The 19,694-nt window shown below is 60.2% G+C and carries 17 protein-coding genes and 4 pseudogenes; 14 read left to right on the top strand and 7 right to left on the bottom strand.

What is annotated here, in order from left to right; translation table 11 throughout:
* From HJB89_RS19405 to HJB89_RS19385, 5 genes are read left to right on the top strand one after another with little or no spacing between them, the layout of a single operon-like run.
* Positions 1 to 960: an ABC transporter permease gene (locus tag HJB89_RS19405; RefSeq protein WP_207585807.1), complete on the top strand. Its 960-nt coding sequence runs from the start codon at positions 1 to 3 to the stop codon at positions 958 to 960.
* Positions 957 to 1,964, top strand: coding sequence for an ABC transporter ATP-binding protein (locus HJB89_RS19400; RefSeq protein ID WP_207585806.1), 1,008 nt, complete (start codon positions 957 to 959; stop codon positions 1,962 to 1,964). Before HJB89_RS19405 ends, HJB89_RS19400 begins: the two co-directional genes overlap by 4 nt.
* On the top strand, positions 1,964 to 2,956 hold the full coding sequence (locus tag HJB89_RS19395) for an ABC transporter ATP-binding protein (RefSeq protein ID WP_207585805.1): 993 nt from the start codon (positions 1,964 to 1,966) through the stop codon (positions 2,954 to 2,956). The genes HJB89_RS19400 and HJB89_RS19395 overlap by 1 nt, the downstream gene beginning before the upstream one ends.
* A complete protein-coding gene (locus HJB89_RS19390; RefSeq protein WP_207585804.1) occupies positions 2,953 to 4,017 on the top strand; it encodes a four-carbon acid sugar kinase family protein in 1,065 nt (354 codons plus the stop codon). Before HJB89_RS19395 ends, HJB89_RS19390 begins: the two co-directional genes overlap by 4 nt.
* A gap of 21 nt (positions 4,018 to 4,038) precedes the next feature.
* Positions 4,039 to 4,803 carry a FadR/GntR family transcriptional regulator gene (locus tag HJB89_RS19385; RefSeq protein ID WP_221116244.1) on the top strand — a complete coding sequence of 255 codons (765 nt, stop codon included), beginning with the start codon at positions 4,039 to 4,041 and terminating at the stop codon, positions 4,801 to 4,803.
* A 189-nt stretch (positions 4,804 to 4,992) separates the two neighbouring features.
* Here the strand turns inward: HJB89_RS19385 and HJB89_RS33620 are convergent.
* Together HJB89_RS33620 and HJB89_RS19380 are read right to left on the bottom strand one after the other, a co-directional pair.
* Positions 4,993 to 5,067 (bottom strand): annotated as a pseudogene (locus HJB89_RS33620) (DUF305 domain-containing protein); the annotation flags it as partial.
* A 3-nt stretch (positions 5,068 to 5,070) separates the two neighbouring features.
* Positions 5,071 to 5,957, bottom strand: a pseudogene (locus HJB89_RS19380) (protein-L-isoaspartate(D-aspartate) O-methyltransferase); the annotation flags it as partial.
* Between the two features lie 182 nt (positions 5,958 to 6,139).
* Here HJB89_RS19380 and HJB89_RS19375 point away from each other — a divergent pair.
* Positions 6,140 to 6,385 carry a hypothetical protein gene (locus HJB89_RS19375; RefSeq protein ID WP_221116245.1) on the top strand — a complete coding sequence of 82 codons (246 nt, stop codon included), beginning with the start codon at positions 6,140 to 6,142 and terminating at the stop codon, positions 6,383 to 6,385.
* 48 nt (positions 6,386 to 6,433) lie between these two features.
* The gene (locus tag HJB89_RS19370; protein ID WP_207585801.1) at positions 6,434 to 6,697 is read left to right on the top strand and encodes a hypothetical protein; all 264 of its coding nucleotides are present in this window, start codon (positions 6,434 to 6,436) and stop codon (positions 6,695 to 6,697) included.
* A 115-nt stretch (positions 6,698 to 6,812) separates the two neighbouring features.
* Here HJB89_RS19370 and HJB89_RS19365 read toward each other — a convergent pair.
* Positions 6,813 to 7,091 (bottom strand): annotated as a pseudogene (locus HJB89_RS19365) (SDR family NAD(P)-dependent oxidoreductase); the annotation flags it as partial.
* 229 nt (positions 7,092 to 7,320) lie between these two features.
* Here HJB89_RS19365 and HJB89_RS19360 point away from each other — a divergent pair.
* The 5 genes from HJB89_RS19360 to HJB89_RS19340 all read left to right on the top strand — a co-directional run bounded on the left by HJB89_RS19360 (position 7,321) and on the right by HJB89_RS19340 (position 14,688).
* Positions 7,321 to 8,472, top strand: a complete 1,152-nt coding sequence (locus HJB89_RS19360) for a helix-turn-helix domain-containing protein (protein WP_207585800.1) — start codon at positions 7,321 to 7,323, stop codon at positions 8,470 to 8,472.
* A 191-nt stretch (positions 8,473 to 8,663) separates the two neighbouring features.
* On the top strand, positions 8,664 to 9,059 hold the full coding sequence (locus tag HJB89_RS19355) for a response regulator (RefSeq protein ID WP_221150410.1): 396 nt from the start codon (positions 8,664 to 8,666) through the stop codon (positions 9,057 to 9,059).
* A gap of 191 nt (positions 9,060 to 9,250) precedes the next feature.
* Positions 9,251 to 10,273 carry a chemotaxis protein CheB gene (locus HJB89_RS19350; RefSeq protein WP_221150409.1) on the top strand — a complete coding sequence of 341 codons (1,023 nt, stop codon included), beginning with the start codon at positions 9,251 to 9,253 and terminating at the stop codon, positions 10,271 to 10,273.
* A 64-nt stretch (positions 10,274 to 10,337) separates the two neighbouring features.
* Positions 10,338 to 14,312 (top strand): CheR family methyltransferase, encoded by a 3,975-nt coding sequence (locus HJB89_RS19345; protein ID WP_221150408.1) that lies wholly within the window; start codon positions 10,338 to 10,340, stop codon positions 14,310 to 14,312.
* Complete coding sequence (locus HJB89_RS19340; RefSeq protein WP_207585796.1) at positions 14,305 to 14,688, top strand: response regulator; 384 nt, start codon at positions 14,305 to 14,307, stop codon at positions 14,686 to 14,688. Before HJB89_RS19345 ends, HJB89_RS19340 begins: the two co-directional genes overlap by 8 nt.
* A gap of 91 nt (positions 14,689 to 14,779) precedes the next feature.
* Here the strand turns inward: HJB89_RS19340 and HJB89_RS19335 are convergent, their stop codons facing one another.
* The 4 genes and pseudogenes from HJB89_RS19335 to HJB89_RS19325 all read right to left on the bottom strand — a co-directional run bounded on the left by HJB89_RS19335 (position 14,780) and on the right by HJB89_RS19325 (position 16,174).
* A complete protein-coding gene (locus tag HJB89_RS19335; protein WP_221116248.1) occupies positions 14,780 to 15,001 on the bottom strand; it encodes a hypothetical protein in 222 nt (73 codons plus the stop codon).
* A gap of 73 nt (positions 15,002 to 15,074) precedes the next feature.
* A pseudogene (locus tag HJB89_RS33785) lies at positions 15,075 to 15,200 on the bottom strand (cytochrome C); the annotation flags it as partial.
* Positions 15,201 to 15,216: 16 nt separating this feature from the next.
* Complete coding sequence (locus HJB89_RS19330; RefSeq protein ID WP_207585794.1) at positions 15,217 to 15,744, bottom strand: sigma-70 family RNA polymerase sigma factor; 528 nt, start codon at positions 15,742 to 15,744, stop codon at positions 15,217 to 15,219.
* 190 nt (positions 15,745 to 15,934) lie between these two features.
* Positions 15,935 to 16,174, bottom strand: a complete 240-nt coding sequence (locus tag HJB89_RS19325) for a hypothetical protein (RefSeq protein ID WP_246762910.1) — start codon at positions 16,172 to 16,174, stop codon at positions 15,935 to 15,937.
* 333 nt (positions 16,175 to 16,507) lie between these two features.
* On the opposite strand from HJB89_RS19325, the gene HJB89_RS19320 reads away from it, so the two are divergent.
* Both HJB89_RS19320 and HJB89_RS19315 read left to right on the top strand, forming a co-directional pair.
* Positions 16,508 to 17,719, top strand: a complete 1,212-nt coding sequence (locus HJB89_RS19320) for an alpha/beta hydrolase (RefSeq protein WP_207585793.1) — start codon at positions 16,508 to 16,510, stop codon at positions 17,717 to 17,719.
* An 11-nt stretch (positions 17,720 to 17,730) separates the two neighbouring features.
* Complete coding sequence (locus HJB89_RS19315; protein ID WP_207585792.1) at positions 17,731 to 19,656, top strand: mechanosensitive ion channel family protein; 1,926 nt, start codon at positions 17,731 to 17,733, stop codon at positions 19,654 to 19,656.
* Positions 19,657 to 19,694: the final 38 nt, after the last annotated feature.

Raw genomic sequence — 19,694 nt, 5'->3', positions numbered from 1 at the left:
ATGTCCGCAATCCCTCTATCCACCACCGAAACCGTCGAGGAACAGCCGGTCAGCCTGTGGCGCGACGCCTGGTATCGGCTGAAGCGCAACAAGCTCGCCGTCTTCGGCCTGGTTATCGTCCTGATCCTCGCCTTCACAGCGATCTTCGGGCCTTACCTGACGCCCTATGACTATCTGAGCCAGGATCTCAACGCACGTAACGCGCTGCCGTCGATGAGCCATCTTTTTGGAACCGACGATCTCGGCCGCGATGTCTTCAGCCGGGTGGTCTTCGGCACGCGGACCGCTTTCCTCGTTGCCGTCATCGTCACCTTCTTTGCGGTGCTGATCGGCCTCACGCTCGGCGCGGTGGCCGGTTTCTTCGGCAATCCCTTCGACCGCGCCATCATGTGGCTGACCGACGTGACAATGTCGGTTCCCAACCTGCTGCTCGTCGTCGTCATCAACGCATCGCTGAAATCGCCGATCACCCGATGGATGGAGGCGCGTTACCTCGAGACCTTCAATCCCTTCTATCGCCAGACGATATGGGTGGATTTCATCCTCGTCTTCGGCTCGATGGCGTTGATCTCCTGGCCGCCCTATGCCCGTCTGGTGCGCGCCCAGGTTCTGTCGATTCGCAGCCGACCCTATATCACCGCAGCCCAGGCACTCGGCCTTTCGAACTGGGTCATCATCAAGCGTTACGTCGTGCCGAATGCGCTTGGACCGCTGATCGTCTCGGTCAGCGCCGGCCTCGGCACGGCGATGGTGCTGGAAAGCGCCTTCAGCTTCCTCGGTGTCGGCGTCAATCCGCCGACGCCGAGCTGGGGCAACATGATCTCGGACGGCCTTCGCGTCTGGCAGCATTATCCGCATCTCCTTGCCGCTCCGGCGGCCGTGCTCGGCCTTGCCTCGGTTGCTTTCAGCTTCCTCGGCGACGGTCTCAACGACGCGCTCAATCCGCGGGGCAGCAAATGATCGACACCAAAAACACCGAACGCCTGCTCGATGTCAGGAACCTCACCGTCGAGATCGACGGCCGCAATGGCCCGGCCGTCGTCGTCGACGGCATCGATCTCCATGTCGACAAGGGCGAGACGCTCGGCGTTGTCGGCGAATCCGGTTGCGGCAAGAGCCTCACCATGCTGAGCCTGATGCGGCTCCTGCCGAACAAGATCAAGGTCACCAAGGGAACGGCCACCTTCGACGGCCGCGATCTGCAGACGATGTCGAATCGCGAGCTGCGCAAGGTGCGCGGCGGCGATATCGGCTTTGTCTTCCAGGATCCGATGACGTCGCTTAATCCCGTCATGCGCGTCGGCGACCAGATTTGCGAGCCGCTGATGTATCACCGCGGGATGAAAAAGGCTGCGGCCCGCGCCCGCGCCGTCGAGCTTCTGCGCCTCGTCGGCATTCCCGGCCCGGAAGAGCGCCTGCAGGCCTTTCCGCACGAGCTTTCCGGTGGCATGCGCCAGCGCGTGATGATCGCGATCGGCCTTGCCTGCAATCCCAAGCTTCTGATCGCCGATGAGCCGACGACGGCGCTCGACGTCACCATCCAGGCTCAGATCGTCGATCTGGTGAAGGACCTGCGCGCCAAGCTCGGCATGTCGGTCGTCTGGATCACCCATGATCTGGCGCTGATCGCCGGCTTGGTCGACCGCGTCGCCGTGCTCTATGCAGGCACGGTCGTCGAGGATGCGCCGGTCGACGAGCTCTATGCCCGCCCGAGCCATCCCTATACCCGCGGCCTGCTCTCCTCGATCCCGAAACTGTCCGACCCGCCGGCAAGCCGGCTGAGTTCGATCGGCGGCACGCCGCCGGAGCCCGGCCGCCGGCCGAAGGGCTGCCCGTTTGCGCCGCGCTGTCCGCTCGCCGAGACGATCTGCCACGAAAAGGTGCCGCAGCTTGAACGCTTAAGCGGCAGCAGCAATCATCGCGCCGCCTGTTTCGTCGTCCAGAGAATGCAGGAGGCCGCGTAATGGATGCTCAACCACTGCTCAAGGTCGAAAACCTGGTCAAGCATTTCCACGTCAAGCTCGGCGCCTTCGGCGAACGCTCGGCGACGGTCTATGCGCTCGACAACGTCAATCTCGATATCATGGAAGGCGAGACGCTGAGCCTCGTCGGCGAATCCGGCTGCGGCAAGTCGACGACCGGATTCACCATCCTCAACCTCTACAAGGCGACCAGCGGCAAGGTCGTTTACAAGGGCCAGGACCTCGCGACGCTCGATGAAAAGCAGATGCGGCCCTTCCGCCGCGACCTGCAGATCGTCTTCCAGGATCCCTATTCGACGCTCAATCCGCGTATGACGGTGGGCGAGGCGATCGGCGAGCCGATCCTCTTCCACAAACTCTGCACCAAGGCCGAGCTGAAAGAGAAAGTGGCGACGCTGCTCACCGATGTCGGCCTGCCCACGCGGTTTGCCCAGCGTTACCCGCATGAGCTTTCCGGCGGCCAGCGTCAGCGTGTCGTCATTGCCCGCGCGCTTGCCTGCCAGCCGAAATTCATCGTCTGCGACGAGGCGATCTCGGCGCTCGACGTGTCGATCCAGGCGCAGATCATCAACCTGCTGCTCGATCTGCAGGAGAAATACCGGCTGACCTATCTGTTCATTGCCCACGATCTGGCGGTGGTGCGCCATATCAGCACCCGCGTCGGCGTCATGTATCTGGGGCGGCTCGCCGAGCTTGCCAGCCGCGAGGAACTGTTCGACAATCCGCTGCATCCCTATACCAGGGCGCTGCTGTCGGCCGTTCCGGAGACCGATCCGGAGCATGAGCGCACCCGCCAGCGCCAGATCCTGCAGGGCGACGTGCCGAGCCCGCTGAACCCGCCTTCCGGCTGCCGTTTCCACACGCGCTGCCCGATCGCGATGGATGTCTGCAGCAAAGTTATTCCCGCCTGGGAGGAGGCCAGGCCCGGCCATCTCGTTGCCTGCCACGCCGTCAATACCGAGCAAATCGCATGACGCTGCAGGCTGCGATCATTGCCGACGATCTGACGGGTGCGCTCGATACCGGCACGCCCTTCGTCGCGGCCGGCCTTTCGGTTGCGGTCGCCATCGATGTCGAGGCGGCACAGGCTGCGATCGCCACCGGCTGCGATGTCCTGGTCATCAACACCGCCTCTCGCGCTCTTAGCGAGCGTGAAGCTGCCGAAAGGGTCCGATCGGCCGCCGAGGTCATTCGTGACATCAAACCTTCCGTTGTTATGAAGAAGATCGACTCCCGGCTGAAGGGCAATGTCGCTGCGGAAAGCCTGGCGCTGAAAAAGGCGCTCGGCCTGAAGACCATCCTCGTGGCGCCCGCCATCCCCGATCAGGAGCGCGTGACTTACCGCGGATGTGTCGTCGGCCGCGGCGTCAACACGCCGCTGCCGATCGCCATGCTTTTTGCGGGCAGTGCGGGCGATGTTGTCGTTGCCGATGCCGAGGATGAGAGCGATCTCGATCAGATCGTCGAGGGTCATGACTGGCTGACGACGCTCGGCGTCGGTGCGCGTGGTCTCGGTGCGGCATTTGCCCGCCGGCTCGGCGAAACGGGGCGGCGGCCGATGACGGAATTTACGGCAACCCCGCGCACGCTGTTTGCCTTTGGCTCGCGCGATCCGATCACCTCAGTCCAGATGAACCGGCTCGAAGCTTCGGGCGCCTTGCGCGTGCTGGCGGATGCGCCGATGGGCAAGATCGAATGCGGCGAGGGCCTGGCGCTGCCGGCGCTGCTGCGCTGCACCGGCGAGATGGAGGCCGATGCAGCACTCGTCGCCCGCCGCTTTGCGGCAGGCGTCAGATTGGCCATCGACGACACCAGGCCTGAGATGCTGATGGTCGGCGGCGGCGATACGGCGCTTGCCGTTTTCCAGGCACTTGGGGTGAGAGTCTTGGCGCCAAAGGGCGAGATCGAGGCTGGGATCCCTTGGTTTGATATCACGGCCGCTGACGGGCGGCAATTTCGGTGCGCCGTGAAGTCGGGAGGCTTCGGCAATCCGGATAGTTTGTTAAAACTGGTTCTTTGGAATCAGGCGGCATAAGATACCGCCGGGGAGAATGACGTGGCTGAAGTGAATGGCGAATCTTTGAACGCGGAAGCCGGCCCGCCGGGCAAGCCCGAACGCGGCAAGGCCGTCAAGCTGGTCGATCGCGTCTTCGACCAGCTGCTCGAGCGTATCCGCGGCGGAAACTATCCACCGGATTCACGCCTTCCCGGCGAACATGAGCTTGCCTCGATGCTCGGTGTTTCCAGGCCGATCGTCCGCGATGCGCTGGCCCGCCTGCGCGATCAGGGCATGGTCTATGCCCGGCAGGGCGCTGGCACCTTCGTCAGCGCCCATGGGTCGCCGACGACGCAGCTTGCCTATTCGCCGGTCAAGACGATCGCCGATATTCAGCGCTGCTACGAATTCCGCCTGACCATCGAGCCGGCCGCCGCCTATTTCGCCGCCAAGCGCCGCAATGAATCGGCGATCCAGAAAATCGCCGGCGCCCTTGCGGATCTGCGCGAGGCGACCAGCCATCAGTTGCACCGCACCGATGCCGATTTCATCTTCCATCGCGCGGTAACTGAGGCTGCCAACAATCATTATTATACCGCTTCGATCGACGCGCTGAAGGCGCATATCGCCGTCGGCATGCATCTCCACGGCCTCTCCCTGCTTGGCCCTCGCCAAGGGCTGGAACAGGTCTATGAAGAGCATAACGCCATCTACAAAGCGATCGCCGATGGCCGGGCTGACGATGCGCAAAGGCTGATGAAGGCGCATCTCGAAGGCTCCCGCGACCGTCTGTTCGAGGGCAGGGCGCTCGACCTGTCCTTCTGAGGATCTAGCAGATGGGCGATTTCCACCTTGGTCTTTGCCGTTGCCGGGATGATTTCCTCGAGCAATGCCCCAGGGTGGGAGGGGCAGTGCGTCGTCGGCCTCGTCGTTTCTACGGCATTTGATCATTCCCCATCCAGGTGTGCTTGCGGCCCATGCCTTCAGCTTGGGATTGTCCCCTTCGTCGCATTAGCGCTTGAAGAGATCGGCGGCGTCTTCGTGGGCGGCGGCTTCCTTGTCCGAGTGATATTGCTTGTTGAAATCGTCCCGAGGGCCGCCTGTTCCAAGTAAAGCAGCAAGCAGATCACCAGAAGAAGCGTGAACACGATCCACGAAATACGTTGAACTGCCCAGAATCGTTGCTGGAACTCGGTATGGTCGAGCATGCCTTCGGGTAGCGCCGGCGATTTGCTTATCTCTCCCATGCCCTCTCCCTGTGCGTTTCGCAGAGAACCGGGGCCGGACGCAAGAGTTCCCGGCGATACCGGGACCGTCGCCGTGTACCTCGGATGTGCAGCAGTCCAGGCGTCTTCGCCGATCAGGGGAACGAAGACCACCCCGCCGAGATCTTCCTCCTCGAACTGGGCGGCCCCGGTGCGCATGATGCGTCTCAAGCGCTGCTCTTCGCTGCGGCCGACCGGGATGATAAGCCGCCCTCCGAGGTCCAACTGCTCCTTCAAGGCGGACGGCACCTCGGGTGCTGCCGCAGAAACGATAATGGCATCGAATGGGGCGGCTTCCGGCCAGCCCTTGCTGCCATCACCGACGCGAACGTCAATATTGTGGTATCCGAGCTGTTCGAACCGTTCCCTGGCCAGAAGCGCCAGCCTTTCATGGCGCTCGATGGAATAGACCTGCCTTGCTATTCGGCTCATGAGGGCTGAAGCGTAGCCGGAGCCCGTTCCGACCTCGAGCACCTTGTCGCCGGCATCCAGACTGGCCTTTTCGAGCATCAGTGCCACGATGAAGGGCTGCGAAATCGTCTGGCCCTCGCCGATCGACAGCGGCGCATCCTCATAGGCGAATTCCTCGAAACCTGGAGCAACGAATTTTTCGCGCGGCACCGTGCGCATCGCCTCGGTGACGCTTCGATCGCGAATGCCGCGACGCGTCAGCTGGTGCTCCACCATGCGGTCTCGGATTTGCGTCATATCCATGGATCAGCTCCACTGTCGGCGTTGTGGCTAGGGGCAAGCTTCTCGGCCGGGCAGAAGAATGGAAACAACGGGAGAGCCTCGTCATTCCGATGCGCTGCTCGGTCCATGTGGGGAACTTAGTGTGAAGAGCGAAGTTCGACAGGCCTATGCAAACTAGGAAATTCCGTTCCGATGAGGCGTCAGTGTCCACGAACCCACTCATCAACGAACCGGTCGACGACCTTGCCTCCCGCCTTGAGGTGATGACCGACGACGAGGTGTTTATGACCATGAGCGAGCTGGAAAGCGCCAGCGAAGCTGCCGGGGACGATGCGGCGCAAGAGATCCTTCCCCGGATTGTTTTGACCGAAAGCGAGATCGAGCGGCGCTATCCCGGCGAACTGCTCGCGCCATATCGCGACTGGAAGCAAAGGCAACCGCTGCTGTGACGACCCGACGATCATATGCCGAATACAAAACAACAGATGGAGGCAGCAATGAGCAGTTCCGAGACGACGACGGACCACAAGGCGATCCAGAAATGGGCGGAGAAAAGGGACGGTAAGCCGGCGGTTATCCGCGCCGGCGGTAAAGGCGGCGTGCTGCGCATCGATTTCGGAGAAAAAGAAGAGGAATTCGACGGGATCGGTTGGGATGAATTCTTCAAGATCTTCGACCAGAACAAGCTGGCTTTTCTCTACCAGGACAAGACCAAGGACGGGATGATCAGCCGATTCAACAAATTCGTCGAGCGCGACTAAATTGCTGGACGGATGGCGACGCGGGACCGGATCGCAGCGCCGCCCCAGAAACTTGCTCTTATTTCGTGCCCGAACCGAATGCTGATGGGACAGAATGCTTGCCGCGCGACGTTGGCATCCGCGCATCGTCATCCGCGTCATCCTTCTTCGCCTGGCCGATCGCAGTACCCATGAGATCGGCCCGCTTGAAGAACTCGGTCTCCGTCGCGCCCGGCATGAGGCAGCTGACGGTCGCGCCGGATCCCTTCAGTTCTTCGCGCAAGGCAAAAGAGAAACTGTTGATGAAGGCCTTGGTGCCGTTATAGACGGCGGAGCCGGGCATGAGACCGGCGATCGAGCCCGTCGGCAAGATGCGGCCTTCGCCGCGGCTGCGCATCTGGTTGCCGATCGCATGGCCCTGCGACGAACGCAGCGTTGATGGACGAGGTGCCGGCGCGGCCCGACACCCATCCCTCGCGATAATGGTTATTGGAAACCGGAGTTCCAACCCGAACGATCTTCGCGTCCTGTGGCGCCACCGTCGATCGCGATGTTGGGAATGGCGCTTTGGGGTCGATTTGGAACAGGTCGATAACCCAAACGTTTTCGCCTGCAGCAGAACATGACGTTAGGAGGCAAGCGGCATGAATACGGCTTTCAACAAGCCCGCGCGGGTGGCCCTGGTCGTTGAGGACGACTACGTCCTTGCGAGCGACCTCGCGTCCAAGCTGTCAGAAGCCGGAATGAAGATCATCGGGCCTGCACCCAACGTCCAGCAAGCCCTGAATTATATTGACGACGGTTCCCAAATTGACGTTGCGGTCTTGGACATCAATCTTAGTGGAACGATGGTGTTCCCTGTCGCCGATGAGCTATCGAAGCGCAATATCCCCTTTTTCTTTGCAACCGGCTACAGCCGGGACGTCGTTCCTCCGCGATTTGCGGATCGGATCTTCGTGGAAAAGCCGCTGGACAAGAGCGCGATTTTCGAAGCCCTTTCCAACTGCCGAGGCCCGGCGGAGAAGGCATCGGGCGACCACAAAAATCTCATTCTTTCCGCGCTTTCGTCCCGTGAAAGTGATGTCATCCAGCCGCATCTGAAATCGATTCGGCTGGTTCAAGGCGAGATCCTTGAACGGCAGTTTGGAGAGATAACGGCAGTCTCCTTCGTCGAAGCCGGGATTGTATCGCTGATCGCCTTGTCCCTCGATGGCGCACAAGTAGAGGCCGGTCTGATCGGGCGTGAAGGCGTTACCGGTACCGGATTGTTGGAAGGCGATTGGCGCACGCCTTACGCTATGATGGTGCAGATCGAGGGAACTGCCCAGCGCATCGATGTCGACAGCTTTCTTCGTCTCACGCAGAAGGCGCCGCAGTTGCGATCTCTTTCATCGTCATTTTCGCGGTCGCTCGGAATCCAGATCAGCTATACGGCCTTGGCTAATGGCCGATATTCCATAGAGCAGAGGCTGGCGCGCTGGCTGCTCATGCTCAATGATCGCGCCGACAGCCAAGTGCTGAATCTGACCCATCAATATATGTCTTTCATGCTCGGCGTCCGGCGTTCCGGAGTGACGGGCGCGCTCCACGTTCTGGAAGGCGAAAAGCTCATCAGATCCGTACGAGGAAAGGTCATCGTCGTCGATCGGGACGGGCTTGTTCTGAAGGCCCATGGTTCTTACGGCATCCCCGAGGCGGAATACGAGCGCCTGATGGGTTTCTCATTGCGCGGCGCCGAGAACATTTCGATGAACTCGGCCAATCATATCCCCGCTTTTCAATCCCGAAAACTTTAAGGACGAAAATAAAGCCTATATTCCTATGAGCGGTGAGCACCTCGTCGCAGCGTTTAAACCTGCCGTGGGGCGCAACTTTTGCCTCAAGTTATAGTTTGACAGGCGAAGGAGCCAGATCATGAACCAATTCCTTGTGTTCGCAGGACGCATCTATCTGCTCTTCGAATCCCGCCTCGTTGGAAAGGTGCCCGGTGGAAAATAGCAATCAAACGAGACTCTTTTCGGGAAAGCGCATCCTGATCGTTGAAGACGAATATTTTCTGGCTGACGAGACTCGCCGGACGCTGGAGGATCTTGGGGCAATCGTGGTAGGTCCGACGTCAAACGTTGGCCGCGCCCTCGAACTTATCGACCGGGAACACATCGACGCAGCGATCCTCGACGTCTACCTTGGTGACGAGCTTGTATTTGCCGTCGCCGATGAATTGGAGGCGCGTGACATCAACTTCGTCTTTGCTACCGGCTACGACCCCTCCCACATCCCAGTAAAGTACAAGGGGTTTGCGCTCTGCGAAAAACCAACTGAACTCGAGCAGATCGCCGTCGCACTCTTTGGTCCACCCGGCGGGTTCGAAAAGCTTAACTGATCGTCTCGCCGTATGGAGCTGTCTTGAATCTGCTGAGACGCGCGGTCGACCCATCTACCGACAGCCCGGCCGCAGGTGCAGGGTTTCGCGATTGAGCTGCCATGTGGAAGAACAATTAGGCCTGTCTGCGTACGACGCGGAACCATGAGGCCTCGCCGACTGTTGAGCATGATCTTGAAAGGTCAAAGGTCATGTCATCAAGCGCGACCAAGGATATCATTGCTATCGGCGGTTCGACGGGGAGTGGAGCTGTGCTCAAGACCCTGGTCGCTGATCTACCTGCTGACCTTCCGGCAACCGTCTTCCTCAGTACCCACATTCCTTCAAACTCACCCGGTTTTTTGCCGGAGATGCTAGCGGCGAGATCCAAGCTTCCGGTGACGCAGGCGGTTGACGGCCAGCCGATCGAGCGCGGACACGTCTATCTCGCTGCACCCGACCGCCACCTTCTGCTCATGGGCGAAACGATCATGTTCGGGGCCGGCCCACGGGAAAACATGGCCCGGCCCTCGATTGATCCGATGTTTCGCTCTGCTGCCCTGTCATTCGGACCACGCGTGGTGGGGCTCGTCCTGACCGGGATGCTCAATGACGGCGCGGCAGGGCTTCATGCGATCAAATCCAATGGCGGCACGGCCGTGGTGCAGCACCCTCTCGATGCGGTGGCGGATCAGATGCCGCTGGCGGCGCTTGAAGCCGTAGAGGTCGATCATGTGGCCTCGGCAGCTGACCTCGGCAGGCTTCTTACCGACATCGCGGGAAGCGAAGCGGGGCCGAAACTTGATCTGCCGTCCGACGAGTTGCGGCTCGAAGTCGAAATCGCGGCGGGTGGACAAACTGGCAGCGCCGAACTTCGCAAAATCGCGTCACCAATCGCTATGACTTGCCCGGATTGCCATGGCGTGCTTTCGGAGGTTCGCGGTTCCCGGCCGTTGCGGTTTCGGTGTCAGATCGGCCACGCCTATACCGCTGACGCGCTGGCGGGGCACATCGATGAGCTGGACGAGGCGATCAGGATTGCGATGCGGGTCATGGAGGAGCGGGTGACCCTCGTTGAGCGCATGGCTCGGGACGCGCGTGATACCGGCCGGACCACCGTCGCTGAACTCTATGAGGCAAGAGCTGCAGAATATCGGCGCTATTCCGCGACCCTGCGCGACGCTGCCTTGACGTCTTCGCGCCTCGGCCGCGCGGCACGTTTTCAAGACTTCTGATAAAGGTGTATCTTTGTGCCGAGCCGAACGTTTTAAGTCGGTGGAACAGAGACATGGATCGATGATGGCGTACGACGAACAGGAAGATATGGTGCAACAGGCAAGCGCACCTGAACGGGTTCAGCACGAACAACCGCTCGTGATCGTCGGTATCGCGGTTTCAGCGCAGTCGCTTCGCTCGCTCGAGCAGATATTCTCCGAGATTGGCATGGGCCTCGGCGCATCCTACCTTGTGGCAGTTTACCAGCAGGAGGGTCTTAGCGCCGCGACCGTGCTCGAAACGCTGGGGAGGCAGGAGCGACTGGCGGTGACGGTCGCAGCCGATGGAGAGCGGATCCTTCATGACCATATCTATATCGGTGGCTCCGACGACATGATGACCCTCGAAGACGGTCATATCCGCGTCCGGCCGGCCTCTGAACCCGTCGGACATCGTGGCACGGTCGATACCATGCTGATCTCGCTGGCGGAACATGCCCACGAGCGCGCGATTGCTGTGATCCTGAGCGGGCTTGACAATGACGGCACGGCTGGGGTCGCGGCAACCAAGAAGTTTGGCGGCCTCTCGATCGTGGAGATAAGCGATGGAGAAAGTGGATCTCTCGAGGAAGGCAGAGGAGCAGTGGCGATCGCGGACCTGCGTCTGCCGGCCCAGAGCATCGCAACGCAGATCGCGCTTTATGCGAGCAATGTTATCGAGGAAGAAGAGGCTGGTCTGGACGAGGAAGCGTCCGGCGCCATCGAGGCGCAGATTACCCAGATTGCCACCGTTCTTCGCAATGTCACCAGCCATGACTTCCACGGATACAAGCGCGGGACATTCACGCGGCGCGTCCAACGGCGCATGCAGGTGCTGCAGATCGTCAGCATCGACACCTACATCGAGCGATTGCGCGCTAGCCGTGAGGAGGTACAGAACCTCTTTCAGGACCTGCTGATCGGCGTCACGCAGTTTTTTAGGGATCCGAGCGAGTTCGATGCCCTTGAGCGCGAGATTCCGAGGCTGTTCGAGGGCAAGGAGCCGACCGACCAGGTGCGCGTCTGGGTGCTGGGTTGCGCCACCGGCGAAGAAGCCTACTCAATCGCAATGCTGCTGCGCGAACATGTGGCCACCATGGATTATCCCCCGGAAGTGCAGATATTCGCGACGGATCTCGACGCCCGCGCACTGGGAATTGCGCGCGCCGGGCGCTATTCCGCTGCGATAACATCCCAGGTCCAGCCAGAGCGGCTCGCTCGCTGGTTCGTGCGAGAAGGCGATACCTATTGTGTCGTCAAGGAATTGCGGGAGATGTGCATCTTCTCTCCTCACAACATCGTCAAGGATGCACCATTTTCCCGCATCGACATCCTGTCTTGTAGAAACCTGCTGATCTATCTCGACAACGAATTACAAAACAGGGTCATGCCGATATTCCACTTTGCGCTTAGGCCGAGCGGCATTCTGTTTTTGGGTTCCTCGGAGAATGTTACACGCCACGCCAAGCTTTTTGCACCCGTCGACCGCAAAAACCGCCTGTTTCGAAGGCTGGAAACGGCAACCCGGATCATTCCGGACTTCCCGCTCAGTCCACGTCCGCGCAGCCCCGACCATCCGTTCTCGGCACCAGCTCCCATGCTGCAGACCGGCCGGCTGTCGGTAACCATCAGCCGGCAAGCAGAGGTCGTAGCAGAGCGCTTCGCCCCAGCCTATGTGGTCGTCGATTCGCACTATGATGTTCTCCACTTCTCAGGACGCACAGGCCGCTATCTCGAACCGGCATCGGGAATGGCGACACTCAACCTCCTGAGCCTTGCTCATCGCGATCTTCGGCTCGATATGCGCTCCGCCTTGCAGCGTGCTACGACGGAAGCCGTCAAGGTCGAAGTTCCGAGGGTGCTGTTGCGCCAGGACGATCGCACCTACGCCGTCAATATAATCGTCGAACCTCTCGGCAGCGGCGACGTCACCTCGCTGATGGTGCTGTTTCAAGACGCAGGGCAGGTGGCTGAGGGGACGGCGCCCGACGGAGGACGGCTGACGAGCGAAGAGCACGTCCAGCGTCTCGAGACTGATTTGCGCCTTACGCGCGACCGGCTTCAGGCGACCATCGAGGAACTCGAATCCACAAACGAAGAGCTCAAATCGTCCAACGAAGAATATCAGTCGATCAACGAAGAGCTGCAGTCTGCCAACGAGGAGATGGAAACCTCGAAGGAAGAACTGCAATCTGTCAACGAGGAACTGCAGACCGTCAACGGCGAACTGGCCCATCGTGTCACCGAACTTGACCGCGCGAATTCGGACTTGAAGAACCTGCTCGAGGCGACCCAGATCGCTACTGTTTTCCTCGACAACGATCTGCGCGTCAGAAGCTTCACGCCGGCGGCAACCGAAATATTCCATCTGCTTGACACGGATGTCGGGCGACCGCTGGATCATGTCGTATCGCGCGTGGCTTATCCGGAACTGCTGGACGATGTTCGACTTGTCCTCAGAACGCTGATGCCCGTGGACCGGAAGGTCAGCGACCCCACGGACAACCGGCATTACGCCGCGCGCGCGCTGCCGTATCGCAGCGTCGATAATTATATCAGCGGAGCTGTCGTCACCTTCACAGATCTGACGGGGACCTACGAGGCGGAGATGGCGCTTCGACGCAGCGAGGAACGCCTGCAGCGCGTTCTGGAGACAGATGCGGTCGGCGTGGTTTTTCTAAATGAGGACGGTGTCATCTTCGACGCGAATGAAGTGTTCTTGAAGATGTCCGGGTACAGTCGGTCACAAATGGAGCGCGCAGAGCTGCACTGGCGCCGGCTGACCCCGGAGGAGCACATTGCCGAGACCGAAGCCCAGATGGCAGCTTTGAAAGAGACTGGCCGCATGGGGCCATATGAAAAGGAGTATTTCTTAGCCGATGGTGCGCGTCGCTGGATGTTGTTTGCCGGGCGCGATCTTGGCGACGGCACGATCGCTGAGTTCTGCATCGACATCTCGGCACGGAAACAAGCACAGGCAGCTTTGTGGCAGGAGGAGGAGCAGTTCCGCCTGTTTGGCGAAGCCTCTTCCGACGTGTTGTGGATCCGCGACGCGGAGACGCTGCAATGGAACTACCTCGCGCCGGCTTTCGAGACCATCTATGGTGTCGAGCGCCAGCAGGCCGTGACGGACAACAATTTCCGCAGCTGGGCGGAGTTGATCATCCCTGAAGACCGGGAACAGGCGCTCTCCGAGATTCGTCGCGTGCGAAACGGCGAGCGTGCGGAATACGAGTACCGCATCAGGCGCGCCTCTGACCACGAAATCCGATGGTTGCGTAACGCCGAGTTCCCGCTTTTCGGAGAGGAAGGAAATTTCACGCAGATCGGTGGTATCGGCCGCGATATCACCGATGAAAAGGCCTCTGCCGACCGTATGAAAGTCCTCGTCGCCGAGCTTCAGCACCGCACGCGCAACCTCATGGCCGTCGTCCGGTCGATAGCCGACAAGACCATGCGTACCAGCACCGATCTGGCGGATTTCCACAAGAAGTTCCGCGACCGGCTGGATGTGCTGGCGCGGGTGCAGGGCTTCTTGTCGCGGCTACAGGAGGGGGATCGTATCACCTTCGATCAGCTCATCCGCTCCGAACTGGCAGCCCACGGTGTGCCGGAAGGCGAGACGAGCCGGGTTACCTTGCAAGGTCCGGAAGGTGTCAGGCTTCGCTCGACGACTGTCCAGACGATGGCATTGGCGATGCACGAGCTTGGCACCAATGCCGCCAAATACGGAGCGCTTAGCCAACCGCAGGCGCATCTGGCGATCGTTTGGCGTGTCGAGCAACAAGGCGAAAGCGGCAAGCCATGGCTGCATGTCGATTGGCGGGAGAGCCGGGTGAAGATGTCGCCCGCCGATTCCGGACCGCAAGGGGGCGGCCAAGGTCGTGAACTGATCGAACGTGCGCTGCCCTACCAGCTCGATGCGAAGACGTCCTATGTTCTTGGTAAGGATGGAGTCCATTGCACGATCGCAATCCCTGTTTCCCTCAGCAACCTGGTCGAGGATGATGGTCATGGCTGAACGGATGCTCGTCGGATACCGCGTGCTTGTGGTCGAGGACGAATTCATGCTGGCGGAAGACCTATCCCTGGAGCTGGCTGACGCAGGGGCCATCGTCATTGGCCCGGCGCAATCTCTGGAACATGCGATTGAGCTGCTGGCCGTATCGGATGTTCTTGACGCAGCGGTCTTGGACGTCAACCTGCATGGTGAGCCGGTATACCCGGTTGCCGACAGGCTTCTGGAACTCCATGTTCCCTTCGTGTTCACGACCGGCTACGACGCCTCTGTTTTGCCGGCGCGGTTCAAATTAATTGGCTGCTGTGCCAAACCCATCGATATGACGCGGCTGTTGGAAGCGTTGCAAATTGCTATCGATACCTCACGACAGGCGTAGCCGCGTGGTCCGCTATGGACCGAAATCCTCTGCTGATCCGTCGACAATTACCGCAACGGTTCGACCCAGCTTATACCGGGGCCCATGCTTTTCATCGCAGGGCAAGCAACTCGGCCTTAAGCCTATCAAGGTGAGCAACATGCATGACCTGCGACTCTTCAAAAATCACCAGGAGTCGTTGCGCTTCTTTCGCGTCGGAGCCGCGGTCGGTCATCTCAGCCACGATCTCGCGCTGCCGAGCGATGTGCTGTCCTCCTAGCGCCACATGCTCTCGTGCCTGCTGCAGATGTTTCTCCACCATACCTCTGTCCATCTCAATGTCCTTCTCTCCCAGCGATGATCATGCGCTTATTAACGAGCTTAGGAAACGGCCAATCACTGCTCGCGGCATCGAGATAGGCCGCGAGGTCACGCGCTTCCTTCTCGGATATTCCGGTGGCCGGCATCGCTGTCTTGGGAGAATAGATCTGGGGCGCGACGATCCAGCCGACGATGTTGTCGGCGGAATTGTTGCCGGCGCAAAGACGATCAGTCGATGAGGTTGTTTCCGAGCATCGAGAGCAAGGACCCGCGTGCCCGGCTTACACGGCTTTTCAACGTGCCGATCCGGCAACCGCACAGCCTTGCAGCGTCCTCGTAACTCGTTCCGGTCGCCACCAATATCAGTGCCCGGCGCCTGTCGTCTGGAAGTTGCACGAGTGCTCGTTGCAGCTCCCGCTCCCGCAGCGCCCATTCCTGGCTGGGCGCAATCGCGACTTGTTCCATGGCCGCGTCCATTGCGGTCGGCTCGCGTTTCTGTCGGCGGTAGTTGGTGCAAAATGTGTTTCGCAGGATTGTGAACAGCCAGGATTTGAGAGAGGTGTCGGGCTTATAGAGGTGTCGCGAGTTCAATGCCTTCAGCAGCGTTTCCTGCACTAGATCATCGATGTCGTCCTCGCTGCGCAGGAACCTCCGGGCAAATGCACGTAACGCCGGCGTCAACTGGACGATCTCCGACTCAATGGCGGACGTTGTTTTGCAATGCGACGCTGAGCTTGTTGGGAACGAGCGCTTCATTTTTTCCTCCCGTAATAAGAAGGAAAGCGGTGTGCGCGCTCTTCGTTGCTGTACGATACCGGACAAACCGCATCGTTGTGATCGATCGACCGATTTTCCACGAGATTGACGCTTTCAGCCGGCCGAAGGGCTGGAGACAGACGAATATCTTCGTTGCTCATGATCGGAGATGCCGAAGCACCTCGGGGCTTTAAACTTCCACCTCGCCGTAAAGTTGGCCGCACATCGTCATCGATCGGCGCATCGCGGCCACGCGCTCTTCGGCATCTTGAGAGGAATAGGCCCATATTTCAGTCGCCCAGCTTTTGCCGTCCATATCGTATTGCAGAGCGAACCTGTAGAGCTTCCGATTATCACCGTCCGTGGTCACGAAAGGGGCATCGGGACCGTCGTGACTGTTTCTCACTCTGTTGAACATCAGGACATTCACAACATGCTCCTCGGCTACATCTCCTCGCGCGGCTCCCGGGACGAGGCGCCGCTCCAGGGCTTAACCATGGCGTCTGGATTTCGTTCCCGCTGATAAGGCCATCCCAGCGATCGCGACCGGCAATTGCGCAGTTCTCATTGGTCGCCGTCCCCTTCGGTAGAGGCGCAAGCATCTGCGGTCGGGATCCGGCAATTCGGAAAGCTGAGACCATGGCTGATCATCGGAAAACCTACAGATATTACGTGATGCTACAGGTGTCGGCATGGTCAGCCTGCTAGTGTTTGGGCTCGGAAAGCTTCCTCCTGAGCGATCGCAGGATGCGTGGATGCGTGCATGGCAAAATGTGGTGTGGCTCTTTTTCTTCTTCTGACGAGTTGCGGGCATCCGGGCGGCGTGATGACACCGGTTTCAACGTCATCGTCGATGCCCCCGACAGCTAGGGTCGACATGCTGGTCGCGACCACGCGCGAGCCTTCGGGAAGCCCGGCCACGCTCTTCAACGGCGAGCGCAGTCCCAAACCGCATCTGACCCAGATCTCGATTTCTATCCCGGCAAAGCGCGAAGTCGGCACCGTGCAGTGGCCAAAGCGCCTTCCTCCGAATCCTGCCACCGACTTTGCCGTGACCAGTGTTCAGCAGATCGACACGGTGGCACAAGGCCGCGTCTGGTTCCGGCAGCATGTGAACGGCGGACATGCGCTCGTCTTCGTTCACGGCTTCAACAACACCTATGAGGATTCGGTTTTCCGGCTGGCGCAGATCGTCCACGATAGCAAGATGCAGGCGACGCCGGTCTTGTTCACCTGGCCGTCGCGAGCGGAGATCACCGCCTACGAATACGACAAGGAAAGTACGAACTATTCGCGTACGGCGCTGGAGCAGGCACTGCGCACGCTGGCAGCTGATCCCAACGTCAAGGACATCACCATCATGGCCCATTCGATGGGGACTTGGCTTGCCATGGAATCTCTGCGGCAGATGGGGATACGCGACGGCCACGTCAATTCGAAGATCCACAATGTCATACTGGCCTCGCCTGACATCGACATCCAGGTCTTCGCCAAACAATATGTGGAGATGGGCGAGCCACGTCCAAAATTCACGATCTTCGTCTCTCAGGATGACAAGGCGCTTGCGATCTCCAGCTTCATCACGGGACGCGTCTCCCGTCTCGGCGCGATCAATCCGGCCGAAGAGCCCTACCGCTCGAAGCTGGAAAAAGCCGGCATCACCGCCATCGACCTGACGAAGGTGAAGAGCAACGATAGTCTCAACCATGGCAAATTCGCCGAAAGTCCCGAGATTGTCCAACTCATCGGTCAGCGCCTCATGACCGGCCAGACCCTTACCGATTCCAAGGTCACATTGGGCCAAGGCATTACGGCCGTCGTCGGCGGAACGGTGACCAATATCGGCACCGTTGCCGCTACCGCGGTCGCGGCACCGATTGAGATCATCGAGCAGCCCGTCATACAGAAGAGACCCCCACGATCCGCTAAGGAGACACTCGACGGCGACCTGAAGCAACAAACGCTGACGCAGTGAGGAGTTCCAGGTTGAGATGGCTTCTTTCCTTCATCGCCGTTTTTCTCTTCGCGTTAAATGCATGGGCGCAGACTCCACTGGCGGAACCGCAGCAGAAAATCGACGAACTCGTTCGCCTGCTGCAGGATCCGGACGTAAAGGCCTGGCTCGATAGCCGCAAGCAGAGCGAGCTTGCGACACCCGTTTCACCGGCGGGCAATTCGGCCTTGGCTAAGTGGGAGGCTGGGGCGCGGCTGCGGGTGAACCAGATCCTTTCGGCGATACCTGCGATACCGGCGGAAGTGACGGCGGCGGCGACGAGAGCAAGGCGCGAAGCCGCCAGCAGGGGCTATGCGCCGGTCTTCGTGATATTCGGCGGCTTGGTCGCTTTCGGTCTCGCCGCCGAGGCGGTGTATCGCAGGTTTGCCGCGCGCCGCGAGGCATTGCTTGGCCGGCTTATCCCGATCGGCATCTTCGCCGGAGCGATGGGTATCGTATTTTTCGCGATCGACTGGCCGCCACTCGCACGTGTGACGCTTCTTGCTTATCTCTCGGCGTTTATCCTGTTTCGATTGGCTGCCGCGCTCCTGTCCGTGGCGGCAATGGGTTCCGCCCTGCGCAGGAGGCTGTTGGTCCTGTCCGGGCTCATTTGTTTTGCGCTCGCCACCGCGGCCGTCGGCGAGCCACTCGGCGTTTCCCCTGAGATCAGCTATGCTATCAGCTACTGCTTCTCGGTGGTTGGACTGCTGCTTGCGATCGAGGCAGCATGGTCGATCTGGGAGGGAAGCCGCGCCTGGAAAGTGGCGATAACGGCCTACCTCGTCGTCCTGTGGCTCGTCTGGTGTCTCAATATGAGGGGCCTCTTCTGGATCGGCATCTACGCGCTGGTGTTGCCGGGTATCCTGAACGCCGTCGGTCGCCTGGCGCTATCCTTCACCAGCGATCCCGGTAGCCTGCACGGTATCTTGGTCGCGCGAGGGGCACGCGCCGCGGTTCTCGTCCTCGCCGTGGGATGGCTGGCGCTTGTCTGGCATCTCAATCCGGACACGCTGGGTCAGCGCGATCCGATGATCGCCGCGTTTTTTTACGGCGGCCTGAAAAGCGTTCTCATCCTCGTGGTTGCCGACCTTCTCTGGCAGATGGCACGGGGCTGGATCGACCGAACGTTGCGCGTATCGACCGGCACGACATCGCTCGCGCCGGCGGACGCGGCCCGACGTGCCCGGTTCCGCACGCTTCTTCCGATTTTTCGCAACGCATTGGCCGTCGCTGTTGCGGTCATGGCGGGACTGATCGTGCTGGCGCAATTGGGTGTACAGATCGGTCCGTTGATCGCGGGAGCGGGCATCTTCGGTGTGGCCATCGGTTTTGGCTCACAGACTTTGGTGAAGGACATCATTAACGGTGTGTTCTACATGCTCGACGACGCTTTCCGTGTGGGCGAATACATCCAGGCCAAGGATTACAAGGGAACGGTGGAGAGCTTCAGCCTCCGCTCGGTTCGTCTGCGCCATCATCGCGGCCCAGTGTTCACGGTGCCGTTCAGCGAACTGGGTGCTGTCGAAAACATGAGCCGGGACTGGGTGATCGACAAGTTCAGGATCACCGTCGGGTTCGATACCGATATAGACAAGGCGCGCAAGCTGACCAAGAAGATCGGAGCAGAACTGGTGGAAGATCCGGAACTCGGGCCGAACTTCCTCGAGCCGCTGAAAATGAAGGGCGTCGAGCAGTTCGGCGACTACGGCATCGTGTTGAGCTTCGCCATGACTACGGTTCCGGGTATGCAGACGTATATCCGTCGCAAGGCCTATGCCAAAATTCGCGAGGTGTTCCTGGCCAACGGGATCGCATTCGCGCAGCCGACGGTGCAGGTCGGAGGAGACGAAAAGGGCGCCGCGGCAGCCGCTCAAGCAATCCGCGCGCAGCAGGCAAACGCGGCGACGCCGGCTAAGTGAGCCTGCCGGCAAAGCCGATGAGACGCGCTGGAGCAGGA

Source organism: Rhizobium sp. NZLR8 (genome assembly GCF_019685025.1).
Lineage (GTDB): Bacteria > Pseudomonadota > Alphaproteobacteria > Rhizobiales > Rhizobiaceae > Rhizobium.
This window is presented reverse-complemented; position numbering and strand designations above follow the sequence as displayed.

What these genes read in the sequence shown, in the direction of transcription:
- HJB89_RS19405 (WP_207585807.1), top strand. Translation starts at nt 1, where the DNA reads ATGTCCGCAATCCCTCTATCCACCACCGAAACCGTCGAGGAACAGCCG.
- HJB89_RS19400 (WP_207585806.1), top strand. Translation starts at nt 957, where the DNA reads ATGATCGACACCAAAAACACCGAACGCCTGCTCGATGTCAGGAACCTC.
- HJB89_RS19395 (WP_207585805.1), top strand. Translation starts at nt 1,964, where the DNA reads ATGGATGCTCAACCACTGCTCAAGGTCGAAAACCTGGTCAAGCATTTC.
- HJB89_RS19390 (WP_207585804.1), top strand. Translation starts at nt 2,953, where the DNA reads ATGACGCTGCAGGCTGCGATCATTGCCGACGATCTGACGGGTGCGCTC.
- HJB89_RS19370 (WP_207585801.1), top strand. Translation starts at nt 6,434, where the DNA reads ATGAGCAGTTCCGAGACGACGACGGACCACAAGGCGATCCAGAAATGG.
- HJB89_RS19360 (WP_207585800.1), top strand. Translation starts at nt 7,321, where the DNA reads ATGAATACGGCTTTCAACAAGCCCGCGCGGGTGGCCCTGGTCGTTGAG.
- HJB89_RS19350 (WP_221150409.1), top strand. Translation starts at nt 9,251, where the DNA reads ATGTCATCAAGCGCGACCAAGGATATCATTGCTATCGGCGGTTCGACG.
- HJB89_RS19345 (WP_221150408.1), top strand. Translation starts at nt 10,338, where the DNA reads ATGGCGTACGACGAACAGGAAGATATGGTGCAACAGGCAAGCGCACCT.
- HJB89_RS19340 (WP_207585796.1), top strand. Translation starts at nt 14,305, where the DNA reads ATGGCTGAACGGATGCTCGTCGGATACCGCGTGCTTGTGGTCGAGGAC.
- HJB89_RS19335 (WP_221116248.1), bottom strand. Translation starts at nt 15,001, where the DNA reads ATGGACAGAGGTATGGTGGAGAAACATCTGCAGCAGGCACGAGAGCAT.
- HJB89_RS19330 (WP_207585794.1), bottom strand. Translation starts at nt 15,744, where the DNA reads ATGAAGCGCTCGTTCCCAACAAGCTCAGCGTCGCATTGCAAAACAACG.
- HJB89_RS19320 (WP_207585793.1), top strand. Translation starts at nt 16,508, where the DNA reads ATGGCAAAATGTGGTGTGGCTCTTTTTCTTCTTCTGACGAGTTGCGGG.